Consider the following 18,556-nt stretch of genomic DNA (forward strand, 5'->3'; position numbering starts at 1 on the left):
ACCACACTCTTCCCCGGCCGCCCCTCGCCGCCCCGCCCCGGGGCGGGTTTGCGGGGTCGGCGCCCCGGCGCCCCCCCACGGGCGTAGCCTTCTGTTCGTGTTCTCCGGATTCCCCGATGCCGCACTGGACTTCTACGAGGACCTCGAGGCGGACAACAGCAAGATCTTCTGGACCGCCCACAAGGCGGTCTACGAGTCGTCGGTGCACGCGCCGATGGTCGCGCTGCTGGCCGAACTCGAGCCGGACTTCGGCGAGGGCAAGGTGTTTCGCCCGTACCGCGACGTCCGGTTCTCCAAGGACAAGACCCCGTACAAGACCCATCAGGGCGGCGTCGTCATGGTCGGGGCCGGCATCGGCTACTACGTCCAGGTCGACGCGTCGGGCCTGTTCGTCGGCGGCGGCTTCTACCAGCACACCCCCGACCAGCTCGCGAGGCTGCGGGCCGCGGTGGACGGCGACCTGCGCGGCGAGCAGCTCGTCCGGTTGACGCGCGCACTCGAGAAGGCCGGCTTCGAGGTCGGCGGCGACCGGCTCAAGACCCGCCCGCGCGGGTTCGCAGAGGACCATCCCCGGATCGAATTGTTGCGTTACCGCACGTTGACGGCGGGCCGCAGTTACGGCAGCCCGCCGTGGCTCGACAGCGAGCGCACACTGACCGAGGTCCGTGCGGCATGGGAGTCGCTGCGGCCTCTCGTGGAGTGGTTCGAGGACGTCGTGGGCGCGCCGGCCTAGCCGTCGAGGCGAGCCTGGAACCCCTTGCGCGGCAAGAGTTTGCTGTGCATGCCATCGAACCCGCGTCAACTGAACATGAGATTGATCACGGTGGAACACAGAATCCCAGGTTCGTAACGATCCGGTGTCGTGGACCGGCGAGCTCTGCCCTATTGTCATGCGTCGTGATTGACGCGCAGACTCTCGATGCCCCGGCCGAAACCACGACAATGCAGGCGGCCCGGCGTTGGGTTCCCGGAGCCTGCGTCTGGTGCGGCGACGACGTCTCGGTGGAGAACTACCGCAACGAGCCGCGATGCGGCACGTGCCGCGAGAACGAAGAGATCATCGAGGGCGCGCGCCGGTTCCTCGGCATGTACGGACTGCGTCCGCTCGGCGGAACCCTGCAGTCCGACGACGAGGAGGAGCGCGAGTGGCGCGTCACCGCTCGCGACGCCCGCGCCGCGCTGAACCAGACCAAGCTGGCCTCTCCGCCCGACCCGGCCCTCGTCCGTAAAGCGTTGCGCCCCCGGGCCGCCGCGGTGGTCGCCGAGACCGCCACCGCGCCCCGCGCATCCACCGTCACGGGTTCGAGCACCCGCCGACCGGCATCCGCGTCCGCACCCGCGCCTGCGCCCGTCAACTCCGACGCCGTCGACCTCGACGAGATCCAGGCCCGCGCGCTGGCCCTGCTGGACCAGATGAGCTCCATCGACGCTCAGCTCGCGCAGGTTGCAGATCAGTCGGGCCTGGCGGCCCGTGCCCGCCGTAGCGACCTCGAGAAGCAGAAGGCGACGATCATGCGTACCCTCGGCGCCCTGGAGAAGGCTCGCCAGAGCGCCCAGCGCTGACACTCCTCGTCGCTTCGCTCGTCTCAGTGCCCACTCCTCGTCGCTTCGCTCGTCTCAGTGCCCACTCCTCGTCGCTTCGCTAGTCTCAGTGCCCACTCCTCGTCGCTTCGCTCGTCTCGATGCCACCATGGTCCGGTGACCACAGAGATCCGCGACGCCCGCCCCGACGACCTGCCCGGCATCCTCGAGATCCACAACGAGGCGGTGCGCAACACGACCGCGATCTGGGACGAGGAACCCGTCGACATCGACGACCGCCGCGCGTGGCTGGACGGTCGCGAGCAGGCCGGGTTCCCGGTGCTGGTGGCGGTCGACGGGGATCGGGTGGCCGGGTACGCCTCCTACGGCGTGTGGCGCGCCAAGAGTGGCTACCGGCACACCGTGGAGAACTCGGTGTACGTGCACGTCGATCATCACCGCAAGGGCATCGCCTCGGGGCTGATGGCCGAGCTGATCGAACGCGCCCGCCGGGGAGGGATCCACGTGATGGTCGCGAGCATCGAGTCGTCCAACTCGACCTCGATCGCCCTGCACGAACGGTTCGGGTTCCGGACGGTCGGGGTGATGCCCGAGGTCGGGATCAAGTTCGGACGCTGGCTGGACATGACGTTCATGCAGTTGACGCTCGGCTAGGCCGCGACTCGGGGCGTCAGATCGCGGCGAGACGACGCCAGATGCGTTGCTGCGCCTCGTCGATCGTGGCGCGACTGCGGTCGGTGACCACGGGGCGGCGCGGGAGGTACACGTACTCGAGCAGCCGGATGGTCAGCGGCAGTGGGATGGCGCGGTACTGGGAACGGATCGGCACCGCGGGTTCGCGATCCTCGACGGACTCGGCGGCGCCGATCGCGAGCAGCGTCACCGCGCGTTCCGCGGGGACCTCGGTCAGCGCCTGAAAGGTCGCGTTGAGCACCACGACTCGGGTGCGGGCCCAGTTGCCGGCATCGACGGTGGCAGGTGCGGGGGTGGAACGGGTGTACATCGGGAGGCTCTCGTCACTCTTGCGGTGGTCACGGGCGTTGCGTCGCCGTGAACCGCTCGGTGTTGCGAGTGCGGGTTCGCCGACGCGTCAGGTGGGTTGTGCGATACGGCCGGGGTGCTCGGCCGAACCGGGCCGGTACATCTGTTGCCGCGAGGGGGAACCGATGCCGCGGCGGACGGCGTTTCCGCACAACCGGGTTGCGGGGGTGGCATTCGTGGCGCGCAAGCGGGCTTCCTCTCCGTGAGCGTCGGACGTGCGAAGGACGGTCATCGTCGCACGCGCGAGCGCGGACCGCACCCGAATATCCGTGCCGGTCCTGGGCCTCGTCGAGCGGCGCCGACCTGGCGTCCTCCCACCGTCGTGCCGACAGCACGCGATTGTCATACGCTGTACAGCTACGGCCTGTGTAGCGCTCGCGCCATTCGTGACGATGTACCCGATGACGAGACGCGCCGCCGGGGGCGACATGCGTGTCAGGGGCCGGAGTTGGGAGTGGACATGTCACGTCGCGGGTTCTTCGGGCGCCATCGCATCGCATCGGGTCTGATCGCGCCCGGCATCCTCGGGATTGCCGCGCTGATCACGCTGCCCTGGGCACTGAGTTCCGGCCCGCGCACCGCGGACACCGAGCTCACCGCGTCGGTGACCGAGTGCCACGACATGGTGACCGTCTCGGTGGCCGGCCGTGGCGACACCCCGGTGGCGGGCACCACGAAGATGCTGGTCGGCGCGAACGGCGAGGAACTCCCGGCCGCACTGTCCAGTGACTACAGCAGCCGATGGATCGATCCGGTGGCGAACGCACCTGCCGGCGTCGTCGACCCGAAGTCGTACGCCGCGGTGTACGTCGCCTACCCGGCGAACATGGACAGCTACGAGGACGCGGTCAACGCCGGCGTCGCCAACGCCGAGTCCGTGATGACGAAGATTCAGCAGTCGTGCCCGAACACGAGGTTCGCGGTGGTCGGCTACAGCGAGGGTGCCGATGTCGCGCGACGGGTCGCGATGGACCTCGGGCATCAGATACCCGACACCAAGGGCGGGTACGCGATCGCCAACCCGGCGAACGTCGTCGGTGTCGTGATCCTCGCCGACGCCGGACGCGCAGCTGGTCAGGGACCGTTCCCCGGCGCCGTGAATCCGTTCACGAACCCGAACGGGTTCGATGTGAAGTACCAGAACGGCACCGCGGCCATACCTGGCGGAGGCGCGGTGACGGGGACCGGCGGTGCCGACTTCGGCGCCCTGGCCGGAAAGGTCGCGTCGTTCTGCTCGGACGGTGACCTCACTTGCTCTGCACCACAGAATATTTCGCTGCTGGACCTCGTCGTCAACGTCGGCAGGCAGCTGAATGTCGATGCGCTCGAGCGCACCGGTCTGACGCCGGCGACGGGGCAGGACATCGCCGTGGTCCTCGGCCGGATCGGATTCGCGGCATTCGAAGAGATCCAGTCCCAGCCCAATTGGATGCAGGGCGACCAGACCTTCCTCGATGTGCTGTTGAAGGTGTCGGACCCGGCGTACAAGCCCGACACGGCGACTCCGGCGCCCACGAAGGCCACCTCGATCTCGACCAGCGCGATGTCACCCCTCGCCTACCTGCCCCAGAAGGTGTTCAAGGAGATCGTCGGCCTGATCGTGACGAACCAGAACACCATCCCGGTGGTCATGAGCGACCCCTACAACCTCACCCTCGGGCCGGATGCCAAGGGCCACCACTTCGACTACTGGCGTGACGCGAACCCGGGCGACGGCAAGCCCCTCACCTCCGCAGAGTATGCCGCCGCGTGGCTGACCCAGCTGGCGAAGCAGGCGCAGAGCGGGCAGCCGATCGATCCGTCGATCAAGCCGGATTCCGCCAGCGCCGCCTCGGCCCTCGCGGAACTGACGAAACCCTCGGTGACGCCGTCCCCCATGGCGACGACCCCGTCGGCGGCCCCCTCCGCAACGTCGACACCGGCATCCGCAACGACCACGACCACGACCACGACCACGACCACGACCACGACCACGGTGTCGGCGCCGCCCACCATGCCGGTATCCACGCCGACTCCGACGCAGAACGAGGTCACCGCGACGGAGAGCGCCGCCCCGTCGTCCGCTGCCCCGCTGTCGACGCCGGAAACGACTTCGCAGGCCGCCGCGGCGACGACAACCGCCGTGGCGCCGACCACGACCGTCGTGGCGCCGACCACCCCGGCTCCGACTCCGGTCGAGTAGATCCGGTAGACCGGCTACCCGATCCGGTTCCCGCCGTTGACAACCGCTGCGGCGGTGACGGTTCCGCGGCACCGACCTCGCCATGGATGCGCGTCGGGCGGAGTGGGTCAGTGCGGGCGCATGGGTGCGCGCAGGAGCCCGACGAGCATCTCCACGATCTGCGGCTGCGTCGGCCCGTACCGGTCACCGCCCTCACGCGCGCGCTCGAAGTCGGCGAGCAGCGCGAACAACGTGGTCGCCATCGACGAGATGCGGCAGATGCGCTCGTGTCGAGTGCCCTCGGAGAGGAGCTCGGCCAGCGTGGTCGTGATCATCGGCCAGGTGGTGTCGTCGCCGGGCGGCCAACCCTTGACCTGGCTACGCATGACTTCGAGGAACCGGAAGTAGTGCGTTCCGCCCTGCTCGGACCGCTACGCGCGCGGCTGGCACTGCGTGGGCCTGGCCGACGGGTTCCGAGACGGCCGCCCGCACGGCCTCGACGCGTTCGGGACCCGGCTCGTGGTCTACGCCGGACCCGGCGGGCAACTTCGGGCGCTGGACGCGTACTGCCGTCACATGGGAGCCGACCTGTCCGGCGGAACCGTCAAGGACGGCGCGATTGCCTGCCCGTTCCACGATTGGCGATGGGACGGGCACTCGGGGCGTTGCGTGGATGTGCCGTACGCGCGACGGGTACCCCGCCTCGCGCGAACTCGCAGATGGGAGACCGCCGAGCGCAACGGCCAGTTGCTGATCTGGCACGACCCCGAGGGGTCGGACGCGCCGCCGGATCTGCTGCCACCGGAAATCGACGGCATCGAGTCGGGCGGGTGGACCGACTGGGTGTGGAACTCGGAGCGCATCGACGGATCACATTGTCGGGAGATCATCGACAACACCGTCGACATGGCGCACTTCTTCTACATCCACCACGCCTATCCGACGTACTTCAAGAATGTGCTCCACGGGCACTGCGCGTCACAGTTCATGGACTCGAAGGCTCGTCCGGACGTCTTCGGCTCCGGCAAGCACTTCTCCGAAGATGCCTACCTACGCTCGGAGGCAACCTATTACGGCCCCGCCTACATGATCAACCTGATTCACAATCACATCGCGGCCGATTCGGTGATCGAGGTCGCGCTGATCAACTCCCACTATCCGATCTCGCCCGAGTCCTTCATGCTGCAATGGGGGATCGCGGTGCAGAAGCTGCCCGGACTGTCCGACGAACAGAACGCCCGCATGGCGCAAGCGTTTTCGCGCAACTTCAGTCGGGGCTTCCTCGAGGACATCGACGTGTGGCGATCGAAAACGCGGATCGAGAACCCACTGCTCACCGAGGAAGACGGCCCGGTCTATCAGCTGCGACGGTGGTACCGGCAGTTCTACGTCGACGTCGCGGATGTGACAGCGGAGATGACCGCGCGCTACGAACACGAGGTGGACACGACACATGCGTACGGCATGTGGCATTCGGAGGTCGAGAGGAACCTGTCCTCGCGCAGCACCCGCTAGACGGCAGGAGCGGACTCGCGGTTGGTCGGACCGTTCGTGTCGTACCCCTCCCCTACCGTGGCCCCACGCCTCGCCCCGCGCCACGAGCAGACAGGAATCGGCAATGACCGTCGCAGCCATCCACTTTCGCCAGGCCGACGTCGACGGCCGGCAGTTGTCCCTCGCTGTCGCGGCGATCGGGATCGGCGGGTCCGGCGAGCGGCTGATCTTCTCGCGACCCGGACTGGAACCGACCGCGCTGCGGGCCGCGGTCCTCGATGCATTCGAGGTCGTGTACCAGCGGGCCGCGTCAGCGCCCTGCGGCCCGATGCCGGCGTACGTGACCGAGGCCGGGATCCGCAGCGAGCTCGAGGCCGTCGCCACCTCGTTCCCCGCCGTCACCCTGATGCGCACCCCGCGCGGCAGGCTGCCGGAACTGCTCCGTGACGCCTCGGACTCGTTGTCCGCGTACGTGTCCGGTCTCCGACCGCCCACCGTGCCGGAAGTGCCGCCGCGGGCCCGGGAGCAGCCCGAGCTGACCGTGGCGACCGACGCGTCGAAGTCCTCCGCACGCCGCGGAGTGGGGGTGGCCTGCGTCAGCGAGGAGGGCGACCGGCGTCAGAAGATGTATCCCGAGGTCAAGACGGTACTCGCGGGTGAACTTCTCGCAATCAAACACGCGCTCAAGCGTTTTCCGCACCGCGACCTCCACATCCTCACCGACAGTCGCGGCGCGCTCGAATGCCTGACGCTGACACGCTCCGCCCTCCTCGACCGATACGACAGCGAGGTGGTGACGACCGTCGCCAGGATCCGGGGCCTGTCGGCCCGGCGACGCGTTCGCTACTCGTGGGTGCCCGCGCACAGCGGGCACCCGCTCAACGAGGCCGCCGACCGGCTCGCCGTCGCAGCGCGACGCAACCACGAGTTCGGCGTCGACCCCGCCGCACGCGCCATGATCGCAGCCAACATCGTTCGCCCGTTGCTTGCGAGCGCACGGCCTTCCACCTGGGCAAATGTCCAGAAAGGAATCGATGACATTCATTTCCCGCTGACCGGGACTGGCCTTGTGTCGGCCACTGTGACGTGACTAGAAATGTGGACGCACTGAGATGTGCGTCACAACACTCACAAGGAGCACACATGGGATCTTCCGCAACTGACATGGCCAACCTCGGCACCGCTGCCAAGGTCCTCGGGCTCGCCACCGGCCTGCTCAGCGGCGCCGGCGCCGTCCTCGGAACCGGGCTCTTCCTGGCCTCGATGTCCTGACGCCGAGGCGCCGGGTCCGCACCCCTCGGGCGGATCCGGCGCCGGGCACCGGCTACACCCGATCGGCCAGAATCAGCGCGAACCGCTCCAGCGGATCCGTCCACACCCGGTCGCTACCGAAGCCGGCCGCGGCGAGTTCCTTGCAGATGCCCTCGACGCGGAACTTCGCCGAGATCTCGGTCCGCATCTGCTCACCGGCCGCGAAGGTCACGTCCAGGCCCAGCGCGGGGACGTGCACCGCCATCGGTTCGACTGCCTCCACCCGCATTTCGATCCATTCGTTGCGCTCGTCCCAGACCGCGACATGCCGGAAGAGGTCGAGGTCGAAGTCCGCTCCCAGCCGCTCGTTGAGCACCGACAGCACGTTCAGGTTGAACCGCGCGGTGACCCCGGCGGCGTCGTCGTAGGCCGGCACGAGCACAGCGGGATCGGTGACCAGACCGACCCCGAGCAACAACTGCTCGCCCTCCTCCAGCACCTCGGCGACCGAGGCGAGGAACTCTGCCCTCTCCTCCGGCACCAGGTTGCCGAGCGTGCCGCCGAGGAATGCGATCATCCGCCGGCCACCGCGCGGTAGGTTGTGCAGCGTGTCGGTGAAGTCGCTGACGATCCCGTGCACCGCCAGAGTCGGGAATTCTCTCGCCAGCTGGTGCGCGGCGGACGTGAGTGCCGCCTCCGACACGTCCTGCGGCACATACCGCTCCAGCGTGCCGTGTTCGGCCAGTGCACCGAGCAGCAGCCTCGTCTTCTCCGACGACCCCGACCCCAGCTCGACCAGGATCTGAGCCGACGTCGCCTCCGCGATGTGCGCGGCACTGACCCGCAGCAGCTCCCGTTCCGTGCGAGTCGGGTAGTACTCCGGCAGCCGGGTGATCTCCTCGAACAACTCACTGCCCTTGGCGTCGTAGAACCACTTGGGCGGCAGCCACTTCGGTATCGCCGTCAGTCCGAGACGCGCGTCCACCCGCAAATTCTCGTCCAGCTGCTGCGGCGCCAGGTGAACCTCGACGGTCGGTTCGTTCATGCACTTGCCTCCAGTTCGGTGATCACCAGAAACCCCGGCCTTGCCTCGATCAGGTGGCGGTCGGGTACCACCAGCCACCCCTCCTCCTCGTCGACCTGCTCGGACGCCACCACAGCGACCGACTCGTCGACCCGGACCGTCAGCGAGTGGGACACCGCCGACGCCCACAACCCGGTCCCGTCGCTGAGCAGCAGGTTCAGCCGCGACTGCGGCGCCGCCTCGAGCACGTCCACGAGCACGCTGCGCAGCGCCTCGCCCGGCTCCTCCGTGTCGAGTCGGCGGCGCACCATCGTCCACAGCAGGGCCGAATCCGTGAGTGCCGGCAGTCGCAGCAACTCCACCGCCGGCAGCCACTCCGCCAGCGCCGCCATCGAATCCGGCCATCCGTCGATGCGACCGTTGTGAGTCAGCGCCCACATCCCATCCGTGAACGGGGCGCAAGCCTCACGGGTGAGCGGCATCCCGACCGTCGCCGAACGCACCGCGGCCACCACCGCCGTCGAACTCACCTCGCCGAGCACCCCGTCGACGGCCGGGTCCGACCAGATCGGCGCGGGATTTCGGTACACGACGGGCTCACGCCCCACCGGCCACCACGCGGCGCCGAAGCCGTCTGCGTTGACGGTGCCGCCGCCGCGCATGTCCCGCGGTGCCCACGACTGAGTCATCAGGCTCCGCTCTCCGCCCGACGTCAGCACGTCCGCGACCGTTCGCGGGGGCCCGAGATAGCCTAGGTGCCTACACATCTACGTCTCGTGCGCATCGGAACCCGGCAAAGATCTGGCGGCGCACCGGATGATCCCAGTTCCGGAACGTCCCACGGCAGGCCACCGGATCGGTGCCGAACGAGCCGCCGCGCAACACCTTGTAGTCGCCGCCGAGGAACACCTCCGAGTACTCCCGATAGGGGAACGCCGAGAAGCCCGGATACGGCAGGAAGTCCGAGGCAGTCCACTCCCACACGTCACCGATCAGCTGGTGCACACACAGCGGCGACCGCCCCGACGGGTACGCGCCGACCGGTGCCGGCTCGAGGTGTCGCTGGCCGAGGTTCGCGTGCGTGGCCGTGGGTTCCTCGTCGCCCCACGGGAATCTGCGCGACTCCCCCGTCCGCGGATCCCACCGCGCCGCCTTTTCCCACTCCGCCTCGGTGGGCAGCCGTTTGCCCGCCCAGCGCGCATACGCCTCGGCCTCGAAGTAGCTGACGTGCACCACCGGACGGTCCGGAGGAAGCGGGCTCAGCACGCCGAACACTCGGTGCCACCAGTCGCCGGTACCGTCGCGCTCCCAGAACTGGGGCGCCACCAACTCGGCCGACTGACGATGACGCCAGCCACGCTCGCTCCACAGGTCCCGTCGCTCGTACCCGCCGTCGTCCAGGAACGCGACGTACTGCCCGTTCGTCACCGGCGCCGTGTCGAGGGCGAACGCCGGCACGTCGACGCGATGCGCGGGCCGTTCGTTGTCCAACGCCCACGGGTCGGTCGAGGTCCCCATCGTGAACGCGCCGCCCGGCACCACCACCTCGTCGAGGATCACCGCGTCGCTCGCCACCGGCACCGGCGACGCCGCGAGTATCGGTGCACCGCTACGCAGTTGGTGGGTGGCGAGCATCGTCTCGTCGTGCTGCTGCTCGTGCTGGGCGATCATCGCGAACGCGAATCCCTCGTGCTCGAGCGGCCTGCCCCGCAGCGGCGAGCGGTCCAGCACGTCCCAGGCCTTCTCGCGGACCTGCGCCACGTAGCCGCGGGCCTGCGTGGGATTCAGCAGCGGCAGGGCCGGCCGATCGGCCCTGGCGTGCTTGAACGCGTCGTACAGCTCGTCGATGTCGCGGCGCACCGGTTCACGGCCACCGACGTCGCGGACCAGCCACAGTTCCTCCTGGTTGCCGATGTGCGCGAGGTCCCAGACCAGCGGGCTCATCAGCGGCGAGTGCTGGGCGACCAGCTCACCCTCGTCGACGCATTCGGTGAGCGCCAGGCTCCGGTCGCGGGCGCGGGCCAGGACCGTCGCCAGCTCGTCGCGCAGCGCATCCGTTGTCATGCCTCGGCCTCCTGGATCGGCGTTCGGCCATGTCGACATCGCTCCGCTGCGGCCGACAGTTCCAACGAGAACGACCGCGACCGCGACGCCGCCAGCGACAGAAGATCGGTTGCCGTGCAACGCAGTTCCTGATCGCGTAGGCCGAACTCCCCTGCCTCGCGCCATCGGCCCGCTGTACCTGCGGAGAGTGCGGCGGCCTCGGCGATCGCGTCGCTGTCGCCGAGCAGCGCGTCCAGTGCGGCGATCGGTACCCGCCACAGCTCGGCCGGCTGCGCATCGAGGTATCGCACCTCCAGATGCCCTGCCGCGCGAACCGGAGGGAACAGCGTGCTCAGGTGGTAGTCGAGATCGCGGTAGTCGGGGCGGCGACCGATCACCTCGTCGAGCGCACCGGAAATCCAGTCGGCGAAGGTGGCCTCACCGGCCAGCGACCAGTCGTCGGGACAGTCCCCGCAGCCGCCGATGACGCACAGCATCGGCGCGTCCAGCGCCCAGCGCGCGTACCCGGCGATCGGGTCGGGAAGTGGGGGCGGATCGGTGCGTCCCACGTCGAGTTGGAACCAGGCACGCATCCGCTGCGACGCCCAGTCGCCGTCCGGCATCCCGCGCAGCCGAGGCGAGCAGGCGAACGCCGCCAGCAGCGCGGGCCCCATCGCGTAAAGGGCCGACCAGCGCTCCGACACCTCGGCTGCGTCCGCGCCCGCATCCACACTGACCTGCGTGGCGGCGGTATTGCACATCATCAGCCTGCCGTAGGGACCGATGCGGTCGAATCGCTCCTCCATCGCCCGGTACCTGGGCAATTGCAGGACGCGCCGGGCCGGGCGGGCGACATCGGCGGCCGAGTCGACCATGGCGATCTCCGCGCGGGCGAGCCGGCTCCGGAGCCGCTCGGTATCTGCGGTGAGTGCGGCACACAACTCCTCCACCGACGGGAGGGGGGTGCTGGAGAGTTCGACCTGGCCGCCGGGCTCGAGCGTCACGGCACTTCCGGCCGGGAGGGGGCGGGCGGGCGAATCGGGAGCGATGCTGGTCGGGGCGTGCGGCCCGAGGGCCGACGCGAGGTCGTGCAGGTCAACGCGCGCGGGAGGGGACGGATCGCCGGTACGAGTGGGCACGGTCAACCACTCGAGCTCGGCACCGATCAACCGGGGCGGACCGAGTTTGAAGCACACGCCACCGACGTAGGCCTCGGCCGCGGCCCTGGTCGTGAGCCGCGCGGACTTCACTTCCCTTGCCAATGTCACTGCCATCACGCGCTCCGATCACCGGGCGGGTATTGCTACAGCACGTACGAGCGAGAGGGTATCCACCGCCACCGACACTAAACCGAGACCGGTGACCGTGTCACCACACGCCGATCCCGCCGGGTGCCACGGAGGGGCCACGTCCTGCGCTCGGCGCGGTAGCGTCGGAGCCAACGCCGACCGCCTCCGGGGAGGTTCGATGCTCGACCAGCAACGGGTCCGGGACGACACCCCGGGCTGCCTCGACAAGGTGTTCCTCGACAGCGCGGGGTCGTCCCTACCGCCGCGACCGGTCCTCGACGCCATGGTGTCCCACCTGCGACGGGAGGCCGAGATCGGCGGCTACCGCGCGGCTGCGGAGCGAGCCGACGACCTGGCCGCCGTGAAGTCCTCGGTCGCCGAACTGCTCGGTGCCCAGCCCGAGGACGTCGCACTCGTGGAGAGCGCGACGCGCGCCTGGGCGGACTTCTTCTACGCGGTGCCGCTGTCGGCCGGCGACCGCATCCTCGTCACCGAGGTCGAGTACGCCAGCAACGCGATCGCCGCGCTCCAGCGCGCCCGCGTCACGGGTGCCACCGTCGAAGTGGTGCCCTCGACCCCGACCGGCGAACTCGACCTGGAGGCGCTGCACCGGATGCTCGACGAACGGGTCCGCGTGGTCTCGGTGGTGCACGCGCCGACCAACGGCGGACTGCTCAACCCGGTCCGCGAGGTGGTCGACCTGGCCCACGCCGTCGGCTCGCTGGTGCTGCTCGACGCCTGCCAGTCGATCGGACAGGTCGCGGTCGACGTCGCCGACCTCGGGGTGGATGCGCTGTCGGCGACCGGCCGCAAGTGGCTCCGGGGCCCGCGCGGCACCGGACTGCTGTACCTGCGCCCCGAACTGGCCCGGACCATGGAACCGGCCGCGCTGGACCTGCACGGCGCCCAGTGGGCCGAGGAGCACGGCTACCGCCTCGCGCCCGACGCCTCGCGGTTCGAGTTCTGGGAGTGCAGCGTCGCGAGCCGACTCGGGCTCGGCGCCGCCGTCCGGTACCTGCTCGACCTCGGCATCGACGAGATCGAGCAGGCGGTCTCGGCTCGGGCCGAGTACGCGCGCACCGAACTCGCCGCGGTCCCCGGGGTCACCGTCCGCGACCTCGGCGGCCAGCGCAGCGGCATCGTCTCGTTCACCGTGGACGGCGTCGACCCGAATGTCGTCCGGGTCTCGTTGGCGGACAAGGACGTCACCGTCACCGTGAGCGGTCGCGGTTCGACCTTCCTGGACATGACCAGACGGAAACTCGACGGCGTCGTGCGCGCCTCCCCGCACTACTTCAATTCCTTCGAGGACGTCGATCGGCTGGTCGCGGCGGTCGCGGCGCGGTGACGCGCCCGCGCCGTCCGCGGTCGGGCACTAGCGTGGACGTGTGCCGAGCACGGTGACCCTGTTCCTCGCCGGGGACGTGATGACCGGGCGGGGAGTCGACCAGATCCTGCCGCATCCGGGCGGACCCCGACTGCGGGAACGGCTGGTGCGAGACGCCCGGGACTACGTCGCCCTCGCGGAGCGGCGGAACGGACCGATCCCGCGGCCGGTCGGCTTCGACCAGCCGTGGGGCGTTGCGCTGTCCGTGCTCGACGAAGCCGGACCGGACGCACGAATCGTGAATCTCGAGACATCGGTGACGACGTCCCGGAACTACGCTCCGGGCAAAGGCATTCACTATCGGATGCATCCGGCGAATGTCGGGGTGCTCGGCGCCGCACGGATCGACGTGTGCGCGTTGGCGAACAATCACGTGCTCGACTTCGGAAAGCCCGGGCTGATCGAGACCGTCGACGTGCTGGAGTCCGCGGGCCTGCGGCCGACCGGCGCGGGGCGCGACGACGCCCGGGCGTGGGCGCCGGCGACGGTCCCCGTCGGTTCCGGGCGGGTGCTGGTCTATTCGATGGGATCGCCGTCGAGCGGACTCTCCCGCCGATCCGGGGCCGGGCCGCGGCGCCCCGGGGTGGCGTTGCTGCCGAATCTGTCGGACGCGACCGCGGCCCGGGTACTCGACCGGATCGCCGCTCTGCGCGGCCCCGACGACCTCGTGGTGGTGTCGGTGCACTGGGGGTCGAACTGGGGGTACGACGTTCCCCGCGACCAGGTGCGGTTCGCACACCGGCTCGTCGACGGCGGTGTCGACGTCGTGCACGGCCACTCGTCGCACCACCCGCGTCCGGTCGAGATCCACCGCGGTCACCCCGTGCTGTACGGCTGCGGCGACCTGATCAACGACTACGAGGGCATCGGGGGTTACGAGCAGTTCCGGGACGAGCTGCGGCTGCTGTACCTGCCGGTGTTCGCGGCGGACACGCGAGAGCTACGCGAGCTGCGGATGGTGCCGGTCCGAGCCCGGCGGATGCGGCTCGAGCACGCCACCCGGGAGGAGGCTCGGTGGCTTCGGGTCGCGCTCGGCGTGGGCGACTCGGAAAAGGATGTGGTGTGGATGTCGTCGTGACGCCGCACCCTCCGCGTTCGTGGGGTACGAAGACGGAGGGCGCGGACATCGGGCCTTCCAGATGCTCACCTGGAGGACGGCGCTCGGGTCAGCTCAGGTGGTGCACTTCCTGCAACCCGTACACCGGGGTGGCGATCCCCTCGTATCGGGCCTTGAGCTGCAGCGCGAGATACAACGAGTAGTGCCGCGACTGGTGCAGATTGCCGCCGTGGAACCACAGCGCCTCCTGCTGGGTGGGCTTCCACATATTGCGCTGTTCGCCCTCCCACGGGCCCGGATCCTTGGTGGTGTCCGAGCCGAGACCCCAGACCTTGCCGACCTTGTCCGCCACGTCCTGTCCGATCAGGTCCGCGACCCATCCGTTCATCGAGCCGTAGCCGGTGGCGTACACGACCACGTCTGCCGGCAGCTCGGTGCCGTCCTCGAGGATCACACTGGCTTCGGTCAGCTCACGGACGTTGCCGTGTGCGAGCTTGATGTCGCCGTTGGCAACGAGTTCCGCCGCGCCGACGTCGATGTAGTAACCCGACCCGCGACGCAGATACTTCATGAACAGTCCGGAGCCGTCGTCGCCCCAGTCGTGCTCGAAGCCGGCCTTTTCGAGCCGCTCGTAGAAGTCCTTGTCCCGCTCCCGGATTGCGTCGTACACCGGGATCTGGAACTCGTGCATGATCCGGTAGGGCAACGACCCGAACGTCAGATCCGCCTTGTGCGTGGTCATGCCGGCGGCCAGCGCGCGTTCCGAGTAGAGGTCGCCCAGGCCCAGGTCCATCAACGAATCGGACTTGACTATGTGCGTCGACGAGCGCTGCACCATCGTCACGTCGACGCCGTGCTCCCACAACGCCCCGCAGATGTCGTGCGCGGAGTTGTTGGCGCCGATCACCACGGCCCTCTTGCCGACGTACTGGTCGGGACCCGGGTGCTTGCTCGAGTGGTGCTGGTCTCCGGCGAAGATCTCCTGCCCTGGGAAGGACGGCACATTCGCCTTGCCGGACATGCCGGTGGCCATCACCAGGTGCTCGGGCCGCAACGTGAGCTGCTCGCCGTCGCGGTCGACGCGCACGGTCCACTCGCCGCGCGCCTCGTCGTAGGCGGCGGACGTGCAGGTGGTCGAGCTCCAGTACGGGACCTCCATGACCTTGGTGTACATCTCGAGCCAGTCGCCGATCTTGTCCTTCGGCGCGAACACCGGCCAGTTCGACGGGAACGGCAGGTAGGGCAGATGGTCGTACCAGACCGGGTCGTGCAGGCACAGCGACTTGTAACGGCCGCGCCACTGGTCGCCGGGCCGCGCGTGGCTGTCGACGACAACCGCAGGGACGCCGAGCTGGCGCATCCGGGCGCCGAGCGCGATGCCGCCCTGCCCGCCACCGACGATGACGACGTACGGCTGGACCGTGCGGCCGAGTTCGCGGTCCTCGATCTCCCGTTCCTCGGCCCAGGTCACACGGTTCCGGTCGGCGCCGTGCTTGGCCCCGCGTGACCTCCGCGTGCCCGTTCTCTCCTCGAAGCCCTTCAGTTCCTGCAGGGTGGTCAGCAGGGTCCAGGCGAGGTCTCCCTTCAGACGCAGGTGGCCCTCGCCGCGGCCGGTTGCGGTCTCGAAGGCGATCCACGCGGTCGTGACGCCGCCGGACTCCTCCGGGGTCTCGATCGTGCGGAATCCGGACGGGTCCGCACCTGCGAGCCGCACGGTCAGCATGTCCGCGATGCCGTCGCGACCCTCGACGGTCTTGATGTTCCAGGTGAACGCGACCAGGTCGCGCCAGAAGCTGTCGACGGCGAACATCCCCGCCGCGGCCGGGACGTCACGCTCGGCGAGCGCGGCCTCGAAGGCCGCCAGCCAGGCGTCGACGCGCTGCTGGGGTGTCGCCGGGTCCGATCGGAGTACCGGATCGAGTGTCTGGGTCATCGCTGCGCCTTTCAGTGAATGCTGCTGTGACCCAGAGCACACTCCCCCGTCGCGGCCCCGACAAGCGTTGCGTCACGTTGCACGGACTGTGGCGCGCGACACACTCCGGACATATGCTCGCCGGACCGGAACGGCGAGGAGAAATGGGGATCGTGGGCACCTTCGGCGCGATCACGCCCGGCACCGACCTACCGCGGTACGCCCGCGAGCTGTCCCGCATGCACGACGCACTGATCGGCGGCGGACGGTCCGCGATGCGCCCCCGGCCGGTCGTGCAACGATCGTGGGCCCGAGTCCTGGGCGCAGGCCTCGCACCGGACGGCGCCGCCACCCGAGCACTGCTGCCGTTGACCGAGGTCGAACGTCGTCGCGCCCGCTCGCCGCTGTCCGGGGTGATCGACGATCTCACGCAGGTCGTCGCGGCCGTCGCCGAGGCCTCGCAACTGCTGATGGTCGTCACCGACTCCGACGGAGTGATCCTGTGGCGCACCGGCTCGGCCAAGGTGCGCGAGCGCGCGAACACCCTCGGGTTCCGGGAGGGCGCCGAGTGGACCGAGGCCACGGTGGGCACCAACGCCATCGGCACCGCGATCGCGGAAGCCACTCCGGTGCAGTTGTTTTCGGCCGAGCACTTCGAGCAGGCTCAACACCCCTGGTACTGCACCGCCGCGCCGATCCACGATCCGCGCACGGGCGAGCTCCTCGGTGTCGTCGACGTCAGCGGGCCCGCCATGACGCTGCACCCCACCATCAGCGCGCTCGTCGAGACCGCCGTCCGCATGGCCGAGGCGCAGCTGTGGCGCCACCACGAGCATCGACTCGAACGACTGCGCACCACCGCCGCGCCGTTGCTCGCATCCGTTTCCGGCCCCCTGTTGCTCGTGGACGAGCACGGGTGGGTGGCGCACACAGCCGGGGTGGCCGCCACCAGACGAATTGCGTTGCCGCGCAAAGATCGAGCGGTGACCGTGCCGGGACTCGGCATGTGCCTGCCCGAGCCGGTCGCCGGCGGCTGGCTGATCCGGCCGGCGGGTGCTGCCACGCGAATCCGCATGGAGCTGGACCTGTCCGACCCGCCTGCCGTGGAGGTCACCGGAGCGGAGTCGACGTGGCGCGCGCCCCTCACGGCCCGGCACGCCGAGATCCTGCTGTTGTTGCACCAGCGCGGGCGCCGCGGCATGTCCGTCGCCGAGCTGAGTTCCGCTGTATACGGCGATCCGGACCACGCGGTCGCGGTGCGCGCGGAGATCTCCCGGCTCCGGCGGGCCCTCGGCTCCGTCGTCGAGGGCCGCCCCTACCGCCTCGCGGACTCGGTCGAGCTGTCGTTGACGTTCGGCGACGCGGAACGCCTCGCCGACTGCGGGTTCGTCCGCCGTGCCGCCGGCCCGGCGGTACGCGCACTCGCCGGGCCGCAGGACGATTAGCCGCGAGTGCGCTCGTCGGGTAGGCTGTGCAAGTTGTCTCGGCGAGGGTGACGCGCTTCTGGTTTGCGAAGCGGGTTCACCGTGATCGACGCGGCCACGGTTTCCATCAGAGCTGTTGCTCCGGGCCGTTGCGCGTTGTCCGCCCCCGTCGAGAACAGCATCCAAGCGAAGTAAATCTGATGTGAGCCGTAGGAGCTGTATTCCCATGTCGACCGACGTCAACAACCTCGTCGCCGCCGTCCGCACCGAGTTCGGCAAGGGCGCGGCCCGCCGCGCCCGCCGCGACGGCCAGGTTCCCGCCGTGCTCTACGGCCACGGCACCGACCCGCAGCACCTCAACGTGCCTGCCCGCGAGTTCGCCGCGATCCTGCGCGCCCACGGCACCAACGCCGTGCTGACCCTGGACATCGCCGGCACCGAGCAGCTCGCGCTGACCAAGTCGGTCGTCGTCCACCCGATCCGCAACTACATCGAGCACGCCGACCTGCTCGTCATCAAGAAGGGCGAGAAGGTCACCGTCGAGGTGCCCGTCGTCGTCGCCGGTGAGGCCGCGTCCGGCACCCTGGTCACCCAGGACGCCACCGTCGTTTCCCTCGAGGCCGACGCCCTGAACATCCCCGAGCAGATCGAGGTCTCGGTCGAGGGCCTCGAGGCCGGCAGCCAGATCCACGCCGGTGCGCTGACCCTGCCCGCCGGTTCCACCCTGCAGGGCGACCCGGAGTCCCTGATCGTGAACATCGTCGCGGCCCCGACCGCCGAGGCTCTCGAGTCCGAGGGCGCCGGCGCCGAGGGTGCCGAGGCTCCCGCGGAGGAGGCCACCGAAGCCGCCGCGGAGTCCGAGGCCTGAGCTTCGCCACCGCACACATCAGTGCAGCGCTAACGTCAGCGGCGCGCCGTCCCACCGGGACGG

The 18,556-nt window shown here is 69.5% G+C and carries 18 protein-coding genes; 11 read left to right on the top strand and 7 right to left on the bottom strand.

Annotated elements, in window-relative coordinates:
• Positions 1-97: 97 nt before the first annotated feature.
• The 3 genes from ACFXGJ_RS18720 to ACFXGJ_RS18730 all read left to right on the top strand — a co-directional run bounded on the left by ACFXGJ_RS18720 (position 98) and on the right by ACFXGJ_RS18730 (position 2,196).
• Positions 98-733, top strand: coding sequence for a DUF2461 domain-containing protein (locus ACFXGJ_RS18720; RefSeq protein ID WP_378623051.1), 636 nt, complete (start codon positions 98-100; stop codon positions 731-733).
• Between the two features lie 164 nt (positions 734-897).
• Positions 898-1,563, top strand: coding sequence for a hypothetical protein (locus ACFXGJ_RS18725; protein ID WP_378623054.1), 666 nt, complete (start codon positions 898-900; stop codon positions 1,561-1,563).
• A gap of 135 nt (positions 1,564-1,698) precedes the next feature.
• Positions 1,699-2,196 (top strand): GNAT family N-acetyltransferase, encoded by a 498-nt coding sequence (locus ACFXGJ_RS18730; protein WP_378623056.1) that lies wholly within the window; start codon positions 1,699-1,701, stop codon positions 2,194-2,196.
• A 16-nt stretch (positions 2,197-2,212) separates the two neighbouring features.
• Here the strand turns inward: ACFXGJ_RS18730 and ACFXGJ_RS18735 are convergent, their stop codons facing one another.
• On the bottom strand, positions 2,213-2,545 hold the full coding sequence (locus ACFXGJ_RS18735; RefSeq protein ID WP_378623060.1) for a hypothetical protein: 333 nt from the start codon (positions 2,543-2,545) through the stop codon (positions 2,213-2,215).
• A gap of 498 nt (positions 2,546-3,043) precedes the next feature.
• On the opposite strand from ACFXGJ_RS18735, the gene ACFXGJ_RS18740 reads away from it, so the two are divergent.
• Positions 3,044-4,765 (top strand): cutinase family protein, encoded by a 1,722-nt coding sequence (locus tag ACFXGJ_RS18740; RefSeq protein WP_378623063.1) that lies wholly within the window; start codon positions 3,044-3,046, stop codon positions 4,763-4,765.
• A 107-nt stretch (positions 4,766-4,872) separates the two neighbouring features.
• On the opposite strand, the gene ACFXGJ_RS18745 is transcribed toward ACFXGJ_RS18740, so the two are convergent.
• Positions 4,873-5,130, bottom strand: coding sequence for a hypothetical protein (locus tag ACFXGJ_RS18745; protein WP_378623067.1), 258 nt, complete (start codon positions 5,128-5,130; stop codon positions 4,873-4,875).
• 67 nt (positions 5,131-5,197) lie between these two features.
• On the opposite strand from ACFXGJ_RS18745, the gene ACFXGJ_RS18750 reads away from it, so the two are divergent.
• From ACFXGJ_RS18750 to ACFXGJ_RS18760, 3 genes are all read left to right on the top strand, one after another.
• Positions 5,198-6,259 (top strand): Rieske 2Fe-2S domain-containing protein, encoded by a 1,062-nt coding sequence (locus ACFXGJ_RS18750; RefSeq protein WP_378623070.1) that lies wholly within the window; start codon positions 5,198-5,200, stop codon positions 6,257-6,259.
• Between the two features lie 103 nt (positions 6,260-6,362).
• Complete coding sequence (locus tag ACFXGJ_RS18755; protein WP_378623072.1) at positions 6,363-7,328, top strand: ribonuclease H family protein; 966 nt, start codon at positions 6,363-6,365, stop codon at positions 7,326-7,328.
• 53 nt (positions 7,329-7,381) lie between these two features.
• Positions 7,382-7,510 carry a hypothetical protein gene (locus ACFXGJ_RS18760; protein ID WP_378623076.1) on the top strand — a complete coding sequence of 43 codons (129 nt, stop codon included), beginning with the start codon at positions 7,382-7,384 and terminating at the stop codon, positions 7,508-7,510.
• 52 nt (positions 7,511-7,562) lie between these two features.
• On the opposite strand, the gene egtD is transcribed toward ACFXGJ_RS18760, so the two are convergent.
• From egtD to egtA, 4 genes are read right to left on the bottom strand one after another with little or no spacing between them, the layout of a single operon-like run.
• A complete protein-coding gene (egtD, locus tag ACFXGJ_RS18765; protein WP_378623079.1) occupies positions 7,563-8,534 on the bottom strand; it encodes an L-histidine N(alpha)-methyltransferase in 972 nt (323 codons plus the stop codon).
• Positions 8,531-9,280 carry an ergothioneine biosynthesis protein EgtC gene (egtC, locus tag ACFXGJ_RS18770; RefSeq protein ID WP_378623081.1) on the bottom strand — a complete coding sequence of 250 codons (750 nt, stop codon included), beginning with the start codon at positions 9,278-9,280 and terminating at the stop codon, positions 8,531-8,533. The genes egtD and egtC overlap by 4 nt, the downstream gene beginning before the upstream one ends.
• Positions 9,273-10,577, bottom strand: coding sequence for an ergothioneine biosynthesis protein EgtB (gene egtB / locus ACFXGJ_RS18775; protein ID WP_378623084.1), 1,305 nt, complete (start codon positions 10,575-10,577; stop codon positions 9,273-9,275). Before egtB ends, egtC begins: the two co-directional genes overlap by 8 nt.
• A complete protein-coding gene (gene egtA, locus ACFXGJ_RS18780; RefSeq protein ID WP_378623086.1) occupies positions 10,574-11,830 on the bottom strand; it encodes an ergothioneine biosynthesis glutamate--cysteine ligase EgtA in 1,257 nt (418 codons plus the stop codon). Before egtA ends, egtB begins: the two co-directional genes overlap by 4 nt.
• A gap of 193 nt (positions 11,831-12,023) precedes the next feature.
• Here egtA and ACFXGJ_RS18785 point away from each other — a divergent pair, with 193 nt between their 5' ends.
• Positions 12,024-13,193 carry an aminotransferase class V-fold PLP-dependent enzyme gene (locus ACFXGJ_RS18785; protein ID WP_378623088.1) on the top strand — a complete coding sequence of 390 codons (1,170 nt, stop codon included), beginning with the start codon at positions 12,024-12,026 and terminating at the stop codon, positions 13,191-13,193.
• A gap of 40 nt (positions 13,194-13,233) precedes the next feature.
• A complete protein-coding gene (locus ACFXGJ_RS18790; protein WP_378623092.1) occupies positions 13,234-14,310 on the top strand; it encodes a CapA family protein in 1,077 nt (358 codons plus the stop codon).
• Between the two features lie 88 nt (positions 14,311-14,398).
• Here ACFXGJ_RS18790 and ACFXGJ_RS18795 read toward each other — a convergent pair whose 3' ends face one another.
• Complete coding sequence (locus tag ACFXGJ_RS18795; RefSeq protein ID WP_378623094.1) at positions 14,399-16,222, bottom strand: flavin-containing monooxygenase; 1,824 nt, start codon at positions 16,220-16,222, stop codon at positions 14,399-14,401.
• A 152-nt stretch (positions 16,223-16,374) separates the two neighbouring features.
• Here ACFXGJ_RS18795 and ACFXGJ_RS18800 point away from each other — a divergent pair, with 152 nt between their 5' ends.
• Together ACFXGJ_RS18800 and ACFXGJ_RS18805 are read left to right on the top strand one after the other, a co-directional pair.
• Complete coding sequence (locus tag ACFXGJ_RS18800) at positions 16,375-17,646, top strand: GAF domain-containing protein (RefSeq protein ID WP_378623099.1); 1,272 nt, start codon at positions 16,375-16,377, stop codon at positions 17,644-17,646.
• Between the two features lie 205 nt (positions 17,647-17,851).
• On the top strand, positions 17,852-18,493 hold the full coding sequence (locus ACFXGJ_RS18805) for a 50S ribosomal protein L25/general stress protein Ctc (RefSeq protein WP_378623097.1): 642 nt from the start codon (positions 17,852-17,854) through the stop codon (positions 18,491-18,493).
• Positions 18,494-18,556 lie beyond the last annotated feature (63 nt).

Origin of the sequence: Rhodococcus sp. NPDC059234 (genome assembly GCF_042754225.1) — a bacterium.
Classification (GTDB): Bacteria; Actinomycetota; Actinomycetes; order Mycobacteriales; family Mycobacteriaceae; genus Rhodococcus_G.

What these genes read in the sequence shown, in the direction of transcription:
- ACFXGJ_RS18735 (WP_378623060.1), bottom strand. Translation starts at nt 2,545, where the DNA reads ATGTACACCCGTTCCACCCCCGCACCTGCCACCGTCGATGCCGGCAAC.
- ACFXGJ_RS18740 (WP_378623063.1), top strand. Translation starts at nt 3,044, where the DNA reads ATGTCACGTCGCGGGTTCTTCGGGCGCCATCGCATCGCATCGGGTCTG.
- ACFXGJ_RS18745 (WP_378623067.1), bottom strand. Translation starts at nt 5,130, where the DNA reads ATGCGTAGCCAGGTCAAGGGTTGGCCGCCCGGCGACGACACCACCTGG.
- ACFXGJ_RS18755 (WP_378623072.1), top strand. Translation starts at nt 6,363, where the DNA reads ATGACCGTCGCAGCCATCCACTTTCGCCAGGCCGACGTCGACGGCCGG.
- ACFXGJ_RS18760 (WP_378623076.1), top strand. Translation starts at nt 7,382, where the DNA reads ATGGGATCTTCCGCAACTGACATGGCCAACCTCGGCACCGCTGCCAAG.
- egtD (WP_378623079.1), bottom strand. Translation starts at nt 8,534, where the DNA reads ATGAACGAACCGACCGTCGAGGTTCACCTGGCGCCGCAGCAGCTGGAC.
- egtC (WP_378623081.1), bottom strand. Translation starts at nt 9,280, where the DNA reads ATGTGTAGGCACCTAGGCTATCTCGGGCCCCCGCGAACGGTCGCGGAC.
- egtB (WP_378623084.1), bottom strand. Translation starts at nt 10,577, where the DNA reads ATGACAACGGATGCGCTGCGCGACGAGCTGGCGACGGTCCTGGCCCGC.
- egtA (WP_378623086.1), bottom strand. Translation starts at nt 11,830, where the DNA reads ATGGCAGTGACATTGGCAAGGGAAGTGAAGTCCGCGCGGCTCACGACC.
- ACFXGJ_RS18785 (WP_378623088.1), top strand. Translation starts at nt 12,024, where the DNA reads ATGCTCGACCAGCAACGGGTCCGGGACGACACCCCGGGCTGCCTCGAC.
- ACFXGJ_RS18795 (WP_378623094.1), bottom strand. Translation starts at nt 16,222, where the DNA reads ATGACCCAGACACTCGATCCGGTACTCCGATCGGACCCGGCGACACCC.
- ACFXGJ_RS18805 (WP_378623097.1), top strand. Translation starts at nt 17,852, where the DNA reads ATGTCGACCGACGTCAACAACCTCGTCGCCGCCGTCCGCACCGAGTTC.